This is a genomic window from Acinetobacter sp. 802_lipA (assembly GCF_058242885.1).
The window spans coordinates 882,323-898,753 of record NZ_JBZAYP010000001.1 but is presented as its reverse complement, the minus strand read 5'-3'; the positions used below and the strand labels follow the sequence as shown (position 1 = coordinate 898,753).

The 16,431-nt window shown below is 37.5% G+C and carries 16 protein-coding genes and 1 pseudogene; 11 read left to right on the top strand and 6 right to left on the bottom strand.

Annotated elements, in window-relative coordinates; genetic code table 11:
- Positions 1 to 12: 12 nt before the first annotated feature.
- From AC4CU3_RS04510 to AC4CU3_RS04500, 3 genes are all read left to right on the top strand, one after another.
- Complete coding sequence (locus AC4CU3_RS04510) at positions 13 to 858, top strand: transketolase (RefSeq protein WP_279044979.1); 846 nt, start codon at positions 13 to 15, stop codon at positions 856 to 858.
- Positions 859 to 871: 13 nt separating this feature from the next.
- Positions 872 to 1,876: a transketolase family protein gene (locus AC4CU3_RS04505; protein ID WP_279044978.1), complete on the top strand. Its 1,005-nt coding sequence runs from the start codon at positions 872 to 874 to the stop codon at positions 1,874 to 1,876.
- 160 nt (positions 1,877 to 2,036) lie between these two features.
- Positions 2,037 to 3,299, top strand: coding sequence for a carbohydrate porin (locus AC4CU3_RS04500; RefSeq protein WP_279044977.1), 1,263 nt, complete (start codon positions 2,037 to 2,039; stop codon positions 3,297 to 3,299).
- 126 nt (positions 3,300 to 3,425) lie between these two features.
- Here the strand turns inward: AC4CU3_RS04500 and AC4CU3_RS04495 are convergent, their stop codons facing one another.
- The 4 genes from AC4CU3_RS04495 to AC4CU3_RS04480 all read right to left on the bottom strand — a co-directional run bounded on the left by AC4CU3_RS04495 (position 3,426) and on the right by AC4CU3_RS04480 (position 4,790).
- Positions 3,426 to 3,959, bottom strand: coding sequence for a hypothetical protein (locus AC4CU3_RS04495; RefSeq protein ID WP_279044976.1), 534 nt, complete (start codon positions 3,957 to 3,959; stop codon positions 3,426 to 3,428).
- Positions 3,960 to 4,022: 63 nt separating this feature from the next.
- Positions 4,023 to 4,328: a hypothetical protein gene (locus AC4CU3_RS04490; protein ID WP_279044975.1), complete on the bottom strand. Its 306-nt coding sequence runs from the start codon at positions 4,326 to 4,328 to the stop codon at positions 4,023 to 4,025.
- A gap of 17 nt (positions 4,329 to 4,345) precedes the next feature.
- The gene (locus AC4CU3_RS04485; RefSeq protein WP_178905194.1) at positions 4,346 to 4,492 is read right to left on the bottom strand and encodes a hypothetical protein; all 147 of its coding nucleotides are present in this window, start codon (positions 4,490 to 4,492) and stop codon (positions 4,346 to 4,348) included.
- Between the two features lie 22 nt (positions 4,493 to 4,514).
- Positions 4,515 to 4,790 (bottom strand): hypothetical protein, encoded by a 276-nt coding sequence (locus tag AC4CU3_RS04480; protein ID WP_279044974.1) that lies wholly within the window; start codon positions 4,788 to 4,790, stop codon positions 4,515 to 4,517.
- A gap of 826 nt (positions 4,791 to 5,616) precedes the next feature.
- On the opposite strand from AC4CU3_RS04480, the gene AC4CU3_RS04475 reads away from it, so the two are divergent.
- From AC4CU3_RS04475 to AC4CU3_RS04450, 6 genes and pseudogenes are all read left to right on the top strand, one after another.
- Positions 5,617 to 5,934, top strand: a complete 318-nt coding sequence (locus AC4CU3_RS04475; RefSeq protein WP_279044972.1) for a hypothetical protein — start codon at positions 5,617 to 5,619, stop codon at positions 5,932 to 5,934.
- 63 nt (positions 5,935 to 5,997) lie between these two features.
- On the top strand, positions 5,998 to 7,044 hold the full coding sequence (locus AC4CU3_RS04470; protein ID WP_279044970.1) for a DUF932 domain-containing protein: 1,047 nt from the start codon (positions 5,998 to 6,000) through the stop codon (positions 7,042 to 7,044).
- Positions 7,045 to 7,193: 149 nt separating this feature from the next.
- A complete protein-coding gene (locus tag AC4CU3_RS04465) occupies positions 7,194 to 8,237 on the top strand; it encodes a lambda-exonuclease family protein (RefSeq protein WP_279044968.1) in 1,044 nt (347 codons plus the stop codon).
- 119 nt (positions 8,238 to 8,356) lie between these two features.
- Positions 8,357 to 9,286 (top strand): recombination directionality factor, encoded by a 930-nt coding sequence (locus tag AC4CU3_RS04460; RefSeq protein ID WP_279044986.1) that lies wholly within the window; start codon positions 8,357 to 8,359, stop codon positions 9,284 to 9,286.
- A gap of 67 nt (positions 9,287 to 9,353) precedes the next feature.
- Positions 9,354 to 9,584, top strand: coding sequence for a helix-turn-helix transcriptional regulator (locus tag AC4CU3_RS04455; protein WP_005015568.1), 231 nt, complete (start codon positions 9,354 to 9,356; stop codon positions 9,582 to 9,584).
- Positions 9,585 to 9,656: 72 nt separating this feature from the next.
- Positions 9,657 to 10,123, top strand: a pseudogene (locus AC4CU3_RS04450) (class I SAM-dependent methyltransferase); the annotation flags it as partial.
- A gap of 85 nt (positions 10,124 to 10,208) precedes the next feature.
- Here AC4CU3_RS04450 and AC4CU3_RS04445 read toward each other — a convergent pair.
- A complete protein-coding gene (locus AC4CU3_RS04445; RefSeq protein ID WP_007116247.1) occupies positions 10,209 to 11,237 on the bottom strand; it encodes an IS701 family transposase in 1,029 nt (342 codons plus the stop codon).
- 131 nt (positions 11,238 to 11,368) lie between these two features.
- Here AC4CU3_RS04445 and AC4CU3_RS04440 point away from each other — a divergent pair, with 131 nt between their 5' ends.
- Together AC4CU3_RS04440 and AC4CU3_RS04435 are read left to right on the top strand one after the other, a co-directional pair.
- The gene (locus AC4CU3_RS04440; RefSeq protein WP_279044707.1) at positions 11,369 to 12,736 is read left to right on the top strand and encodes a DUF4062 domain-containing protein; all 1,368 of its coding nucleotides are present in this window, start codon (positions 11,369 to 11,371) and stop codon (positions 12,734 to 12,736) included.
- An 8-nt stretch (positions 12,737 to 12,744) separates the two neighbouring features.
- The gene (locus AC4CU3_RS04435) at positions 12,745 to 13,446 is read left to right on the top strand and encodes a hypothetical protein (protein ID WP_279044705.1); all 702 of its coding nucleotides are present in this window, start codon (positions 12,745 to 12,747) and stop codon (positions 13,444 to 13,446) included.
- 268 nt (positions 13,447 to 13,714) lie between these two features.
- On the opposite strand, the gene AC4CU3_RS04430 is transcribed toward AC4CU3_RS04435, so the two are convergent.
- The gene (locus AC4CU3_RS04430; RefSeq protein ID WP_490737990.1) at positions 13,715 to 16,267 is read right to left on the bottom strand and encodes an AAA family ATPase; all 2,553 of its coding nucleotides are present in this window, start codon (positions 16,265 to 16,267) and stop codon (positions 13,715 to 13,717) included.
- Positions 16,268 to 16,431 lie beyond the last annotated feature (164 nt).

Below are 16,431 nucleotides of genomic sequence, written 5' to 3'. Positions count from 1 at the left end.
GAGAAGCTAATCATGTCAAATATTAATAAAGAAGCTCGTATTGCTGAACTCCAGCAACGTGCATATAACATTCGTCAACATGCGTTACGTATGGGACAAGTACAGGGCCAAGGTTATGTTGGACAGGCCTTAGGTGCAGCTGATCTACTTGCAGTTTCTTATTTTCATGCAATGAAATATCAGCCTGACAATCCTGAGTGGGAAGGAAGAGATCGCTTTTATCTTTCAATAGGTCATTATGCAATTGCTTTATATGCTGCTTTGATCGAAGCAAAAGTTATTCCAATTGAAGAACTAGAAACGTATGGTTCTGATGACAGTCGTTTACCTATGTCAGGCATGGCAACTTATACCCCTGGTATGGAAATCACTGGTGGTTCATTGGGTCACGGTTTAGGCATTGCGGTAGGTGCTTGCCTCGGATTAAAGCAAAAGAAATCAGAGTCTTTTGTTTATAACTTCCTATCAGATGGTGAGCTCAATGAGGGCTCGACATGGGAAGCAGTCATGTCGGCTTCACATTGGAAGTTAGATAATCTCATTGCAATTATTGATGTGAATAATCAGCAAGCCGATGGGCATTCAAGTGAAATTCTAGCTTTTGAACCAATTGTAGATCGTTGGCAGTCTTTTGGTTGGTACACCCAACGCGTAGATGGCAACAATATGGAAGCTTTACTTGACGCTTTCGATCAAGCGAAATGCCACGAAGGAACATGCCCAAGAGTCATTATTTGCGATACCAAAATGGGTAAAGGTGTTTCATTTTTAGAAAGCCGTGAAAAAACACATTTTATTCGCGTGGATGAACGCGAATGGGATGAAGCTTTAAACATATTAACCCATTACGGCAAATAAGGAGTCTAGATCCATGAGCCAATTAGCGAACTCTCCTAAGAAAAAATTAAAAACGTCTGCCATGATTGCTTCGATTGCTGCAGAAGGGCAACCAACCAAGTCTGCACCATTTGGGCATGCTTTAAATGCGCTAGCGAAAGAGCGTGATGATATTGTTGGATTATCAGCAGATCTATCCAAATATACAGATCTACATATTTTCGCGAATCAAAATCCAGATAAGTTCTTTCAAATGGGAATGGCAGAACAACTCCTAATGAGTGCTGCTGCTGGATTAGCTCGAGAAGGCTTCGTTCCTTTTGCCACGACTTATGCTGTCTTTGCTTCACGCCGAGCTTACGATTTTATCTGTATGGCGATTGCCGAAGATAATCTAAATGTGAAAATTGTAGCAGCCCTTCCTGGTTTAACTACAGGATATGGACCAAGTCACCAAGCAACAGAAGATATTGCCATTTTCCGTGGAATGCCAAACCTAATGATCATTGATCCATGTGATGCATTGGAAATTGAACAGGCTATTCCACAGGTTGCTGCTCATCAAGGTCCTGTTTATATGCGCTTGTTGCGTGGTCAAGTTCCATTGGTACTGGATAAATATAACTACCAATTTAAATTAGGTAAGGCCCAAGTCATTAAGCCAGGTAAAGATCTCTTGATTATCTCTACTGGATTACTGACCATGCGTGCGCTTGAGGCCGCTGAAGAACTTGAAAAAGAGGGAATTGAGGTTTCAGTTTTACATGTCCCAACCATTAAGCCTCTTGATGAAGAAACGATTTTAGCTGAAGTTGCAAAAGGAGGTCGACCTGTACTTACTGCTGAAAATCATTCTGTGGTTGGGGGCTTAGGTGAAGCAGTTGGAACCTTGTTATTAAGAAATGGGCAACATCCACGTTTTGACATGATTGGGTTACCCGATGCATTTTTAGATGCAGGTGCACTGCCAACACTACATGATCGTTATGGTATTTCTACAGAAGCCGTTAAAGAGAAAATTAAAAATCATTTAACCTAAGAGAATCCAATTCTGTTAGTGAATTGAGCATGGTATGTGACAGGAGTCCCGCCATGCTGCAATTTTATCACACCACTTTTACTCCATTTAATCATTCAAAATAGCTCATTCAATTAGCTGTTTAGGGAAACTTATATTCAAAATTTGCAGGGATTGTGCAATGAAAAAAAGTAATTTTTTATGTCTTATTGGTGTACTTATTGGAACAAATACAGTTTGTTTTGCTGAGAGCTTATTTGATGTGAATCGGACAAATTTAACAGGGGACTGGGGTGGTGAACGAACAGCTCTAGCAGATAAAGGAATCAAATTTGATGGTAGTTCCAATCTCGATATTGCTTATTTAGCAGATGGTGGATATGCCCCACGACAAGACCCAACATATGTTAGCCAGTTTTCACTGGGTACAATCTTAGATTTAGAAAAGTTGTTAAATGTAGACGGGGTGAGTGTTCGAGCATTAATTATGGCAAGACAAGGACAGAGTGTATCAGTAGAACAGATTTCCGATCCGCAAGCACCACAATTGGCCAATGTACAGGCAAACTATGGTCGAGGTAATTCGGGTACAAGGCTTGCAGAATTGTCGATCGAGAAGAATTTTAGGAACGCAGCTACCAGAATTCGAGTTGGGCGTTTTGCCATGGGAACCTATTTCAATGTGATGTCTTGTGACTTTCAAAATAATTCATTTTGCGGTGCACAAATGGGGAAATGGCAAGGCAGTAAATGGATTAATGCACCTGTAAGCCAATGGGCTCTAATGTCTAAATATAGTTTTAACCCTGAGGCCTTTATACAATTTGGTGTATTCGAATATAACCCAAAAAACTTGGAAGAAAGTGAAGGTTGGAATTTTAGTACGAATGATGCAGATGGCGTGAATATTCCGGTTGAATTTGTATGGCAGCCTAAAAAAGGAATAAATGAATTACCAGGGATATATCGTCTTGGTGGATTTTACAATACAGCTCATGATGTTAAAAATCAGAAGGATATTGTTACTGGAGAGCCGCAAGATCATACATATGGTATGTGGGGAGTTGCGGAACAACAATTAACCCAAAAAGACTCAACTCATCAGGGATTGTATGCCTTTATGAACTTCAGCTTTCATGATCAAACCACTAACAAAGTTGAAAATATGCAACAAATGGGTTTGAAATATGTTGGACTTTTAAATCATCATCCTAATGATATTGTTGGTTTTGCTATGAATAGAGTTGATGTTAGTGATCGTTACAGTCAAATACACCAAGTCATTAACGAGGAGGCTGAATATAACATTGAGTTGAACTATTCATATTTCCCAATGAAATGGTTGATGCTTAGACCTAATATTCAATATGTAATCAATCCTGGAGCAACGAATAATGTTGATAATGCTTTAGTGCTGGGCTTAAGCTCGAAAATTATTTTTTAAAAATATGTCTACTGAAATTTGGGTTGTGTTTTAAATTATTGATATTAAAATAAATAATATTGTTGTGGTTAAAAGAAGGGAATATTTTTATTCCCTTAATTAATGGAAAATCTTCGTTATCAATAGCTAAAAATTATAGGTATAGGTCAATCCGCTGTTGGTGGTGATGGTCACCTCACGCACATTTTCAGCAGCGCAACCGAGATAGACTTGGGCCACTGAGCCATAGCGCATATTCTGATAATCATAAAAACCTTTGGTTCTACAATTGCCACGATTGATTGATACGTTGGTCAGAGAGGTGGGATCATTATTCAGTGACATGATATTGAGCTTATCCACATAGCCTGTCATGGAGTATTGTGATTCATCACGGCGAACACGGACTTCGAACTCTTCCTGTAAGGGCGGTTCCTGTGATAATTCTGTCATTTGCTCAGCATCAGCGCCATTTTCTAAAAATGATTTATCAACGACAAAATCATCCTCGGATTGATTGCTCGTCTCAGACTGATCAGAAGTGCTATTCGCGGTAGAGACCGTATTTTGATCTGCTGTTGCTTTGGGTTCTACTACGGCTTGAGATTCTTTGGATGGGCTACATGCGGTTAAGCCCAGTATTAATACACTGGATAAAAGAATCGGGTGGATCAGTTTCATGGCTGACTTCCTAAAAAATTGCTTATTTCATCTATGAATAAAGTCGTTGTTTGTTCTGTGTGGTTATTTGCATTTGCCTTTATGAACTGATTGCACCAAACGCGGTTCTGTTTTATCTGCATCTAAACGTAGGCAAATGGCTTTCTTAGTTTTGATGGAATTAGAAACCAGCTCTTCACCCTGAATCGGATTGCTACCACCTGCGTTATAAACTTGATAGCGTTTGCCTGTGGTGGTTTTAAAACTAAAGGCGTCGCCTGATTCACTAAAGCCTTCGATATTTTTAACAATCACAGTTGCTGAATTAGATTGTGCAAACAGCGAGGTGCAGATCAGACTAAGGCCACAGGCCAAGATGAGTTTTTTCATTTTGTTATTCCTCTGGCTTAGTTCTTAAAAATGGTCACAGGCCAAACCACGGCTTTACCGAGATTGTAGGCATAGCTGTAATGTGCGGTACTGCTGAAATTCTTGAAATACACTGAGCAAATCAGTGCGATCAGCACGTAGCCGATAATTAAATAGTTTTTCATGTGGTTCCCCAGATGCTTGAATTTATGACTGACATTGCTGAACAGCATTTGCCATCACCACGTTAAAATCTTCAGGTGGGTGCATTGTTTCTCGAACCGTGACATCCGCCATTTTTTCCATAAATTCAGGCGAGTAATGTGCTTCGACTTTGTCGTAAATACAGCCACAGGTAGAGCGGTCTAAACCACCCGCCTGATAACCTGCTTTAAAGTCACGTTTGACTTTGCTGTCACAGGCAGTGAGCAGGGTGCTACTGAAGGCAATGGTGATTACCCCAAACCAAGTTTGATATTTCATTTCTGTTCCAAGTCATTGTTATCTATTGTTCTTAAGTCATACGAATGGGTTTATTTATGCCAGCCTGCCAGATAAATCAGCAGCCATAGTCCGCCAAGCACAAAAACAAAGGGGCCTAGCATCGCCACCACGACGACAATTAAAATGAGCTGTACGATCAATTTCATAATGTTGTTCCAGCACAAAGCAGCCCCTGAATTAAAAAACTCAGTGGTTGATCAGTGCGGTGAAATGAATCAGTGCACAGGGCAAGACAATAAAGTTGGAATCGGAATGCAATACCGAAGTCGGCAAATAGGTATAAATGGAGCGAGTGCAGGGGAAGAAAGCACAGTAAATTGAATCATGATTGATGACTCCTTGGAATTATAAGAAGTTCTACCGAATCACTGTCAATTGATTATGGTGGCAGAACGAGAAGGGGTTGACAGACTGGGATCCAAGGAACCAGCACGCACAAGGCGTCCCCCTCCCGTCCTACCGCAACAACAGGGGGACACGAGGGTTCCACGACATACAAAATTACTTTCATATACCGTGCTGGATCTGCGGTCTGTCAAAACCGACTGGCAATGTAGGCCAGCTCTTGCATCATAATCGCTGATAAAAATCAGGTCAATTGATCCCTGTATCAAGTCATTAAAATTGATTTAAAAAGCGTCGATTAAAATCACATTCTAAAAAAATACAGATACATATCATCTAAATGAGAAGCATGTGGCTCCTTCAAAACAGCCCTATGCAATAACCCGATTCACGTTTTGCCTGCTTTCCCCCAAAGCAGGCTTTTTTTATTTCACTCATTTTTATTACAGGAATTATTCAGATGAGTTTGCCATGTCCTTATTGTCAGTCCCGAGACACAGTACTGTTGGAATCCCCACAACATTTCGTCATCAACAGCAATTCACCTTCAGCGCAAAACAATGTGATGTCACCTATAGCATTAGCGACCTTGGGTATCAGTGTTTCTAAGAGCTTGAACATTCCCCCGATTGCAGGCGCCCTAGTCGGGGTGCTGATCGGTGGCATTTGGATGCTGATGACCGAGGATGAAGTCCAAAGTAGCTCACATCCTGTTTATAGCCGACATTATTACTGCAATGACTGTGACCGCGATTTTAGTCCAAGCATCCGTAACTAATTTTTAAATGAATTTATCCAATGACCTTTTACAGCAATTCAAATTTTTATAGGAATTAAAATCATGGCACATCAACTTGAACAAATGGCCTATGTCGGTGAAACCCCTTGGCATGGCTTAGGCAACCAACTGACTCACAATCAACCGATTGAAGTCTGGGCACAACAAGCAGGTATGGACTGGCGCATTGAATCTTCAGATGTCAGCTATATGGCTAAAAATGATCGAGGACAAAGCATCATTATGCCTTATGAAGAACAACGCGTTTTATACCGTTCTGATACCCATGCACCGCTGTCTGTGGTCAGTCAGCGTTATCAGGAAGTGCAACCCAAACAAATTTTAGAGTTTTATCGTGATCTCACTGAGCAATCGGGCTTTGAACTGGAAACTGCGGGTGTACTCAAAGGTGGTAAGAAGTTCTGGGCATTGGCACGTACAGGACAAAGCTCAGCTTTAAAAGGTAAGGATGTCAGTAATGGCTACATTCTTTTGGCTACAGCTTGTGACGGGACACTCGCCACTACAGCACAATTCACCAGTATTCGTGTCGTGTGTAATAACACCTTAGCCATTGCCTTAAAGGGACAAAACTCAAGTGCAGGTGTAGTCAAAGTACCGCACAGCACTAAGTTCGATGCAGAGAAGATTAAACAGCAATTGGGGATTTCAGTCCGTGCATGGGATGAGCACATATATGAAATGAAACAACTCAGTCAGCGTAAAGTGACGCAGTTTGAGGCAGCGGCTTATTTTGATGCCGTGTTTAACAATACCAGTCTCAGCCCAATGGAACAGGATGAAGGCATTATTCAGTTCTACCGTAATGTTGCCACACAAGCCAATTCAGCTACCAAAGCTGAAAACAAGATGGAACCGAATGGCCGTGCCATGTCGAAAGTCATGACTATGTTTAACGGGCAGGGTCGTGGGGCAGAACTCAGCTCAGCCAAAGACAGCGCTTATGGCTTGTTATGCTCAATTACTGAATTTGCCGATCACGAACGTCGTGCTATGAGTCAAGATCATCGTCTGGATTCTGCATGGTTTGGTGCTGGAGCGGGTCTCAAGCAACGTGGACTGGAACAAGCTTTACGCATGTTGGCTTAATTCCAAAGCATCTATTGATTAGCCTAAGCTGACTCATCGCCTAACTGAAAAGCTCAACCTTACAAATAACTTAACTCATTCATTCAAAAGCTGTGTCTTCGGACACGGCTTTTTTTATGCCCAAAATTCAACAATGACAGGAAATTACTATGAACTCAGCCGTAATTCAACCAAACAACGCAACACTGAGTATCTACTCCAATCGCCCAAAACTGTTTACAGCAAAACGTTTCGTAGAGACTAAAAATATGACGCAAGCCGAATGGCTGGAAGTCAGACGCAAGGGCATTGGCAGCAGTGACTGTGCGGCAGCCTGTGGTCTCAATCCGTATATGTCGATGCTAGAACTATGGATGATCAAAACAGGACGCATTCAACAAAACATCGAAGATCAAAGCGAAGGCCATGCACCCTTGTACTGGGGCAAACGACTTGAACCCTTAGTTGCTGAATACTACAGCATGCATACCAACTACAAAGTGCGTAGAGTCAATGCCGTATTACAACACCCTGATCCAGACAAACATTTTATGTTAGCTAATCTGGATTACTCAGTTGTTGGAGATTCCGATGTACAAATACTGGAGTGTAAAACCGCAGGGGAGTATGGTGCCAAGCTATGGCGAGACGGTGTGCCTTTATACGTGCTCTGCCAAGTGCAACATCAATTGGCGGTGACAGGCAAGCAAGCAGCGCATATTTGTGTCTTACTCTGCGGACATGAAACCCGAATCTTTAAAGTGACACGTTCAGAATCCGTGATTCAGCACATCATCAATGCGGAGCGTTACTTCTGGGAATGTGTGGAAAAGGATACCCCACCTGAAGCCGATGCCAGCGAATCGGCAGCCAAAGCTTTACAACTGCTTTATCCAGAACATGTACCGCTTTCAACGACAGACTTATCTGAGGATGAGCAAGCCAATCAACAGTTTGAACAACTAATCCGAGTACGCAACCAAGTTGAAAAGCACCAAGAGCAATTTGACTTACTTAAACATCAGCTTCAGGCCAAGATGCAAGAGGCTGAACGCGCCACCTTTAAAACAGGTTCAGTGACGTGGAAGAAATCTAAAGACTCGATTACTTTGGATACCAAGGCTTTACTTAAATCACACCCTGAGTATCTCGATCAGTTTCCACAAGCCAAGCAAGGGACACGGCGTTTTCAGATTTATGCCAATGGTGCATAAGTCCATTTTTATCCATAAAAGCATCAAGTGAAATACCAACAAGCAAGCTCATATCAGCCCATGCCCACAGCATGGGCTTTTTTATGTCTAATTTATTTTACTCAAAAGAGGAAATCAACATGATCAAAGGTTTAGCCATTACACCGCCAATACTCGGGCGAATTAGTATCGGCAAGATGGTGGAAAAGAATGGTAAACGCATCCCTGAAAAGGATGACCAATTTACCATTACCTCTCAAATCCAAAATAAAGAGGGCTGGGTGAAACATCCCTTAGATGAACAACTCCGAGCCAAAGCACCCAATCAAAAACTGCGAAGTATCCCAGTCCGTATGATCTTCAATGATCCTGAACTGAATCTTCGAGCAGAGTACAGCTTATTTGACCGTCAAACAGGCCGTCCTGTTTGTGTAGGCAATGGTGAAACTTGTCGGCGACTGACCAATCAAGGGGTAGAACATCATCCTTGCCCATCTCCAGATTTATGCCCATTAGCACAAGGTGGACTCTGTAAACCTTATGGGCGTTTGTATGTGAATTTGGATGAGTCAGATGAACTCGGTACTTTCATCTTTAGAACCACAGGCTTTAATAGTATCCGGACTTTGGCAGCAAGACTGAGTTATTACCATGCAGCATCCAATGGCTTACTGTCATGTTTACCTTTACAACTCACTCTAAGAGGCAAGAGCACTACGCAAAGCTATCGAACGCCTGTGTATTACGTGGATTTAACTTTACGGGAGGGTGTTCATTTACAAGAAGCGATTCAAACCGCTAAGGAGATTGACCAGAAAAGTAAATTGTGTGGTTTTAATCAAGTGGCTTTAGATCAGATGGCTCGCTATGGTTTTAGCAATGCACAGTTTGAGGTGAATGCAGAGGAGGATGAGGAAATTGTTGGGGAGTTTTACGCGGAAGAATCTTCTCAAGCAGAACAACAGCCTGTTGATTCGAAAGCCAAGACTAAATCTAAGCTCAATCAAGATGATGGATTTGTACAGGATATGCAGAAAGGGTTGCACGGGAGTGTGAGGGCGGTGAATTAGTTAATTTTTACAGACCTCCTGATTATTTGAGCAGTAACGCTCGCATTATTGATTTGGAGTAAATTTCATGAATGCGTTTGTTGGACAAACTTTTCAAATGAATCAACTGATTAGTATTAAAGAAGTTATTAAATTTGTTGGTGTAGGTAGATCAACAATCTATGAAATGATGGATGAATACTCACCTTACTATGATCCGACTTTTCCCAAAAAAGTAAAAATTACACAGAATCGTATTGGTTGGTCTGCTTATGAAATTCATCAGTGGATTGAAAATAAGTTGGCGAGCCGTGAATAGAAAGGGAGTTTTTGCTCCCTTATTTTTTGTTTTTTAGTAGACTAATTGTGATTTTTAGCCTAAGTATTCGTAATTAAAACAATAGACTACTACAATAAGCATGCAGAAGAATTTACAGCTTCAACGTTTGAAGTTGATATGGAAAGTTTATATCAGCCTTTCTTAGCTGAGTTGTCTGAAGGTACTCGGATTCTTGACGTTGGTTGTGGCTCGGGACGAGATACGCAGGCTTTTAAAAATAAAGGCTATGAAGTTGATGCAATGGATTACTCAGAAGAGCTTGTAAAAAGAGCAATCCAGCTTACAGACGGTCAAGTAAAGCTGATGAGCATGAGGCTTATAATGGGGTCTGGGCATGTGCCTCTTTATTGCATTGTGAGCGTGAATGCTTAGCTGAAGTCATAGGAAAGTTGATAATTGCCTTGAAACCAAATGGTGTGCTTTATATGTCATTTAACTATGGCGACAGTGATCGAGAAAAGAACGGTCGTCAATTTACTGATTTAAATGATGCTCAAGCGGAGGTTCTATTTAGGCAGGAATTGTATTCATAACATAAAACCATGCTGTGCTGTTTTAGTTTAAAAGCAAGAAATTATCTAATACATTAGGACTTACGCACTATTATTTATAGATTCTCTGTGGTAGCAGATGATTTTTATCGAGAATAAAGTCATCAATGAAGTTTTTGATAACTGGTCTAAATAATTTCTTCTGCCAACGATATACATTTTCAAAGATCCGCTCAAACTGGTTCTTTTGTATCTCGACGTAGGCCATCAAGGCTGAAAAAATATGATTCAAAATCAGTTTAGATCGTCTTACTTGAAACTTTTCAATATGACAAACCTGTTTAATCACCCGGTGATATTGCTCTATTTTCCAATGACTTGAATGTAATTCATGAAAACCCTCAAAGGACAATAAATCATCTTCATCTTGATGCACAATATAAAACCTCTGCTGTTCTTTTAACTGAGTCTTAAATAATTGTACAAAGCCAAAATCTTTGAGCCAGACCACTTGACCCTGATGGAAATTTGGCAATAAACGCAGTTGAAACCATTGTCCTTTTTCTGGGGAAACCTTACGGTTACAGTCGATACCAAACATAAATCGAATACCATATTTTCTTATGGTTTTTAGATTTCCAGTCGATGAATACCAACTATCACCTGTAATAAATTGAATCTTTGCACCCCAACTGAGTACTTCACTTAACATATCCATAAAGTAATCATTCTTGGTTTTACTTTCAGATTTGTCATAAATTCGGAAATTAATTGGAATATTTTGACCATTCTGATCTGTCGCATACAAGGTAATGAGATTAATACCCTTGACGGATCGGTGGTGTTTGCCTGACCAAAAATAGCTAACCAAGTCCATATGTTGACTATAGGGTTTATCTAAAACAGTATCATCAATACTGACTATAAGTTTATTATTATCAATATGTTGAATTGCTTCTTGATATAGGTCGTGAGGTGTGTAGTCTTCACGTTCTAGAAAGCGATTTACACTATCATGCGAGATGTTATAAGTCTCGGCAAGTTGTGTGCAGCTAATAGAGTTCGGTTCTGTCATGAGAAAGCCCATATAAATGGGTAATGTACAAGTTGCTGTAGAAGCATGTTTAATTCGTCTGATCACAGATACTTTATAAAGTATTTTAATACTTTTTTGAATCCGTCAATGCGTAAGTCCTATACATATGTATTTATCTAACTTTGTTGAGATGCTATAAATGTTAATTAATTCAATGTTTATTTTATAAAGAAAAAATGAGTCAAGATACGAAGTACCAAGTATTTATTAGTTCAACATATACAGATTTAATAGAAGCGCGAAGTGCCGCAATCAATACTGTTTTAGAATCTTATAACTTTCCAGTAGGTATGGAATTATTTGGTGCTGATAATGATGAGCAATGGACAATTATTAAAGATTTAATTGATTCAAGTGATTTTTATATTTTAATATTGGGTCATCGATACGGTTCGATCTCGAAACAAGATGGGATTAGCTTTACAGAAAAAGAGTTCGATTACGCTATCAGTAAAGGGTTAAAGATACTTTGTTTTGTTCGTAATGATAATGTTCCTACACGCCCGCATGAACGAGATGCTAACAATGAAAATATTGATAAACTACAGCGTTTTCGAGAAAAGGTTCTGACTGATCGTTTGTGCGAATTTTGGGATACGGTAGATGATTTAAAACATAAGATTTCAAATTCACTTTATAAAAACATGAGAAAGCATAGGGGGGGCGGTTGGATCAGAGGAAACCAAATTTCAGGTCAACTTGCTGAAGAACTAGCTAAGCTCAGTGAGGAAAATAGAAAACTCCGCGAAGAAAATGAACGTATTAAAGAGTCGATTAAAGTAAAACAACCTTTACTTAAAGTAAGCATTAATGACATAGCGAATACCTCAATAGAAGAGTTTGATCAAATAGAGCTATTTTGGTTCAAATTAAGGGAGGATGACTACTATGAAAAACCTGAAAGAATTTCCACTCGCATGGAAATGCGACGTGCAGGAGATTTATTGACAACTCATTCAATTTTGGGAATGCATGATATAAAAAAATATATTCAAGAATATAATGATGAAGTTGATGCTATTTCAGAAGTAGATATAAATAATCATAATCACGCTTTAAGAGCACTTCATCAGTTAGAAGTAAGATCAAGTCAGTTAAATATTGCTGTTGAAAATATTGGTAGTAATTTGGCTAACATGATTAGTGTAGAAATCGAATTTCCAAATTTTATTACAATTATTGATGATAAATCTGATGAAGATATTAAATGGTATCAAAAGAACATACAGAAAAGTTTGATTCCAAATATTAAGTCACCCGAGGCAAGACAGCAGGAATATATGTCAGGAGTGTTAAAAAACTTAGCGACTATAGATTACGGAAGTTTAATGCCAAAAGTAAATATGGGCTTAAGTGATAGCTACTCCGATAAAAATACTATTTACATTATAACTAATTCACTTTTACATACAAGAAAAATAAAATTTGATAATTATTATCTAGTTCCTAACGCTATTGATGAAGGTGTAATAAAAATAAATATTATGTGTGCGGAATATACAGATCATATTTCTTTTGAAATACCAGTAGTTGTTACTGCTTAGAGGGGCTAATGGAAATTACTCATATCGTTGGACTGCTTGGTGCCTTAGTTGGAATTATTGGTATATTTTTTAAACGACAAGAAATCACAGCTTTGGCGCATAAAGACTATACGGCTAAACTTGATTCGACAAATAGATTTTTCGAAAACTTTTTTGAGAAAGATGGAGTTAGGAGATTAGTTCTTGATAGGGCAGCACAAGAACTAGCTAGGTTGGATTATGTTGACTATGATTTTATTTGTTATCTAGTAAAGTTACATGAGGCTCGGTTAATTAATTTAGATCAAATTATTAGACTATATAAATCTGGACGTAAATTTATAGAATATACTCCCCAGCAAAATGTAAGTGCTAGTAATTTTACATTAAAAATAAAAGATGGTCGTTCTGTCAAAAAACAAGTTATTATTTTTGGAGCTCAATATTTCTTTTTTGCACTACTGTTAGTATTGCCTTTTCTATTGGCAAGTATTCTAAGTAATTGGTTACCTACGCAGGTATCCTTGTTTGTTTATTTTTTTGGTGGTGCATATCTTTTTGGATGTTTCTTATTAGCATTGATGGGGTTGTTAGATTCAGAAAATATTAAGGATGCAGAAAATTTTCTAAATAAAATAAATGAAGACGATGCACCTTATCTCGAAATTACTAAGCAGAAAATGATGGAAGAGTCTAAAAATAAGAGAATAATTACATTAATTAATGAGTAAAATGAACTAAAGTCAGCCCTCCTAAGAGGGCTTTTTTATTATTCCTTATTTATAGCTTTTTGAATCTGCCTGACCTGTTCCTAAATAAAAAATAAAGTCGCAGTGATCCTAGACTGGGTAGTTGCTTTATATCAAGATTTTTTAAATTTTAGTGGGAATTTAGATGATTTGAGATAATATTTCATTTTATTTTAGATATAAAAAAAGAAAAGTCCTCAATTTACATCAGAGGACTTTTTTAATTTTATAAATATAATAAAAAAAGAGCTTAATTCCTTCTTTTCTTTAACTCTTTGAAGTAATCTTCCAGTTCTATTAAATCACTTTCTAACTCATCAATATCTGGAAAAACACCAGACATCGCTTCAGCCATATCATGTCCATTCATATAGGTACTACACTTACTCATAGCGGCATAAATTTTTTGGACATCTTGTTCCGTGATATCTGTTAGATATCTTGTATTTTGAGTTTTAATCTCACGGCTAAAACGTTCAACAACACTTTTAATTAACCATTCTTCAACAAGTCTTTCCCATGTTTCTCTCTTTTTTCCATAAATTATACATGCATGATGTTGATATTCTTCTATTGAGTTTTTTGCTGCTTTTCTGGCCTCTACTACTTTTACTTTAAGTTGCCCAATTCTATCGACAGTTTTTAAAGCATCCCATGGCGGACTATCAAGTGGTATTCCTGTTATTTTATTATGTCGAGTAATAGCTTTGATTTTTATATTTGTTGCCTCTTCTTGAAGCATTTTCAGAAAAGGTAAATCATGTGTTAAAACAATAACCTGGCGCTTGTTTGCCTCCTCTGCAATTCTTTTAGAGAATTTTAGCCTCCATATATGATCGAGAGAGTTTACTGGATCATCAAAAATAATCGCAGAATTTCGATTATCAGCAGTTAATTCAGCAAAAAATCCTGCTAAAGAAATGCATTTCTGTTCACCCTCGCTGGCAATATCAAGAATATTCACATTTTTTCCTGAGATTTCAAGACTAAATTTTTGATTACCTTTTGTCCCTTTTGTAAGTGTATTAACGTTGAAATGATTAAAACCTAGTTTTTTTAATTCAATGTTAAAGAATTCTTGTAATTTACCAATAGAGCCAGAACTAGTTATTTCATTATTCAATAAAGTAATAGGGGTAGTAGAAGTTGATCGTTTAATTTTACTAAATAATTCATTTTTTATCGCTTTTTTTATCTCTTCTTTTATTTGATCCTTCACCGATATTATTTTTTCTCTATCTTCAATTTCCAAGATTCTTTGTTTTTTTAATAAAATGGATTTTATTTTAATATCATCATTTAATACTGTTTTTTCAAGCTCTTCTAATTTTAAAATGTGAGTATTAAGCCTTGTTAATGATTCTAAATTTATATCATCAAAATCAAAGGAGGGTATATCTTTTAATATACTTTTTGCCCGTTCATTTAATTGGTCAATTAAATTATATAAAAGGAGACTAAACGCTTCATCTTTGCTTTTAATATCATTGAGTATGGCCTCGTAGGGAGTTTTAGAGAAATTTAATTTCTTAATTTTTTTTAGTACAGCATTCCAATTATCTAATGCAATTGCAGCTTCTTTTTGTAATTCATTCTGCAGATATTCATCAAATGTTAAAAGTCTTGCAGCTGTTGCATGATCCACTACTTGTAAGCAAGTCGGACAATGATCCCCTTCTAAAAGTGGAAAATTGTTATTTAAACATTCTATAAAATTTTTAACGGATTTCCACATTGTCATCCATTCTTCAGATCCGATTTCAGATATGGGTAATTCAGAAAAAGTTGATTTACTTAACAAGTCTGCTGCATTTTTTGTCTGAACTTTTTTTTCATGTAATTCTTTAATTTGTTGAAATTTTTCAGATCCTAATTCATTTATAAGTGATGTCAGGAATACTTGAAGTGGGACAAGTCTTAATCTTCTATTTTTATATTTTTCTCGAAGTTTTTCAGGTGTATTGTTTTCTAATTCCAATACTTCAACCCGTAGGTCAGATAGTTCTTTTAACTCTTCCTGCGTTGCACACAGCAGATCTACTTGATTTGGATCTAAAGATGCGCTTATAACTAATTTGCTAGGTGTTGTATTTGAATTCATCTTTGGCAGAACAGTGGCCGCAGCATAAAAAGTTTCTTCTGTTTTTGCTTTATTCATTATGAATTCACTTGTTTTTAGTAATTCATCCAATAATTTTAAAGCAGTAGGTTTGAAATCTAAGGGACCAGTCTTAGATAAATAGTGAATTGATGAGCTTGTATCAAAGACTCTAATTGATTTTAGGCGAGGATGTGGTTCTAGCTTATTGTTCCATTCTATTATTTCAGAAATACCATTTGATTCTATATGAAACTCAGCAGTTGGTATCCCAGCATTTTCTTGAAAGATATTACTTCTTAGTTCTGGTGGCTCACCTCTGGTTAGACATGCATTCTTAAGTATTTTTGCATAACTTGATTTTCCAGCCCCATTATGCCCATAAATAACTGTTAATCCAGTAGTTGAAAATTCAATTTTTTTTTGTGATACAAGATTTGAGATATTAGTTGTATTTCCAATAGAAACTAATCTTGTCTCTTCTACTTCTTCATGATAACCCGTAAGTTCTACTGGCTTAATTAATGAAGTGTAGTCTGCACACTTTTCTTCTAGTCCAAATTCCATTTTAGCAATTAAATATGCTTCCTCAAGTTCTACAGATGATAACTCACCACATTCAATGGCTCGATTTATGGTGAATCGCCACCAGTTTGGTTTACTTTTATTATTTACAAGCTCACATATTTTAGATGCTACAGGCATTATTTTCCCCTGAATTTATTATACGGAATTAGTGATTTTTATAATATATCAGTAACAATGAATAATTTATGTCATCATAACTTTAGTCTAGGTTAAGTGTATATAGTAAAGACCTTATTTTAAAGATGTCCCAAATTCGAGCTGTGTAGCTAAACCACTTATAG

Excerpts from the sequence above, each read along its gene's own strand:
- AC4CU3_RS04470 (WP_279044970.1), top strand. The coding sequence starts at position 5,998 with ATGGCACATCAACTTGAACAAATGGCCTATGTCGGTGAAACCCCTTGG.
- AC4CU3_RS04500 (WP_279044977.1), top strand. The coding sequence starts at position 2,037 with ATGAAAAAAAGTAATTTTTTATGTCTTATTGGTGTACTTATTGGAACA.
- AC4CU3_RS04475 (WP_279044972.1), top strand. The coding sequence starts at position 5,617 with ATGAGTTTGCCATGTCCTTATTGTCAGTCCCGAGACACAGTACTGTTG.
- AC4CU3_RS04455 (WP_005015568.1), top strand. The coding sequence starts at position 9,354 with ATGAATGCGTTTGTTGGACAAACTTTTCAAATGAATCAACTGATTAGT.
- AC4CU3_RS04430 (WP_490737990.1), bottom strand. The coding sequence starts at position 16,267 with ATGCCTGTAGCATCTAAAATATGTGAGCTTGTAAATAATAAAAGTAAA.
- AC4CU3_RS04505 (WP_279044978.1), top strand. The coding sequence starts at position 872 with ATGAGCCAATTAGCGAACTCTCCTAAGAAAAAATTAAAAACGTCTGCC.
- AC4CU3_RS04480 (WP_279044974.1), bottom strand. The coding sequence starts at position 4,790 with ATGAAATATCAAACTTGGTTTGGGGTAATCACCATTGCCTTCAGTAGC.
- AC4CU3_RS04485 (WP_178905194.1), bottom strand. The coding sequence starts at position 4,492 with ATGAAAAACTATTTAATTATCGGCTACGTGCTGATCGCACTGATTTGC.
- AC4CU3_RS04440 (WP_279044707.1), top strand. The coding sequence starts at position 11,369 with ATGAGTCAAGATACGAAGTACCAAGTATTTATTAGTTCAACATATACA.
- AC4CU3_RS04495 (WP_279044976.1), bottom strand. The coding sequence starts at position 3,959 with ATGAAACTGATCCACCCGATTCTTTTATCCAGTGTATTAATACTGGGC.
- AC4CU3_RS04465 (WP_279044968.1), top strand. The coding sequence starts at position 7,194 with ATGAACTCAGCCGTAATTCAACCAAACAACGCAACACTGAGTATCTAC.
- AC4CU3_RS04460 (WP_279044986.1), top strand. The coding sequence starts at position 8,357 with ATGATCAAAGGTTTAGCCATTACACCGCCAATACTCGGGCGAATTAGT.
- AC4CU3_RS04510 (WP_279044979.1), top strand. The coding sequence starts at position 13 with ATGTCAAATATTAATAAAGAAGCTCGTATTGCTGAACTCCAGCAACGT.
- AC4CU3_RS04435 (WP_279044705.1), top strand. The coding sequence starts at position 12,745 with ATGGAAATTACTCATATCGTTGGACTGCTTGGTGCCTTAGTTGGAATT.
- AC4CU3_RS04490 (WP_279044975.1), bottom strand. The coding sequence starts at position 4,328 with ATGAAAAAACTCATCTTGGCCTGTGGCCTTAGTCTGATCTGCACCTCG.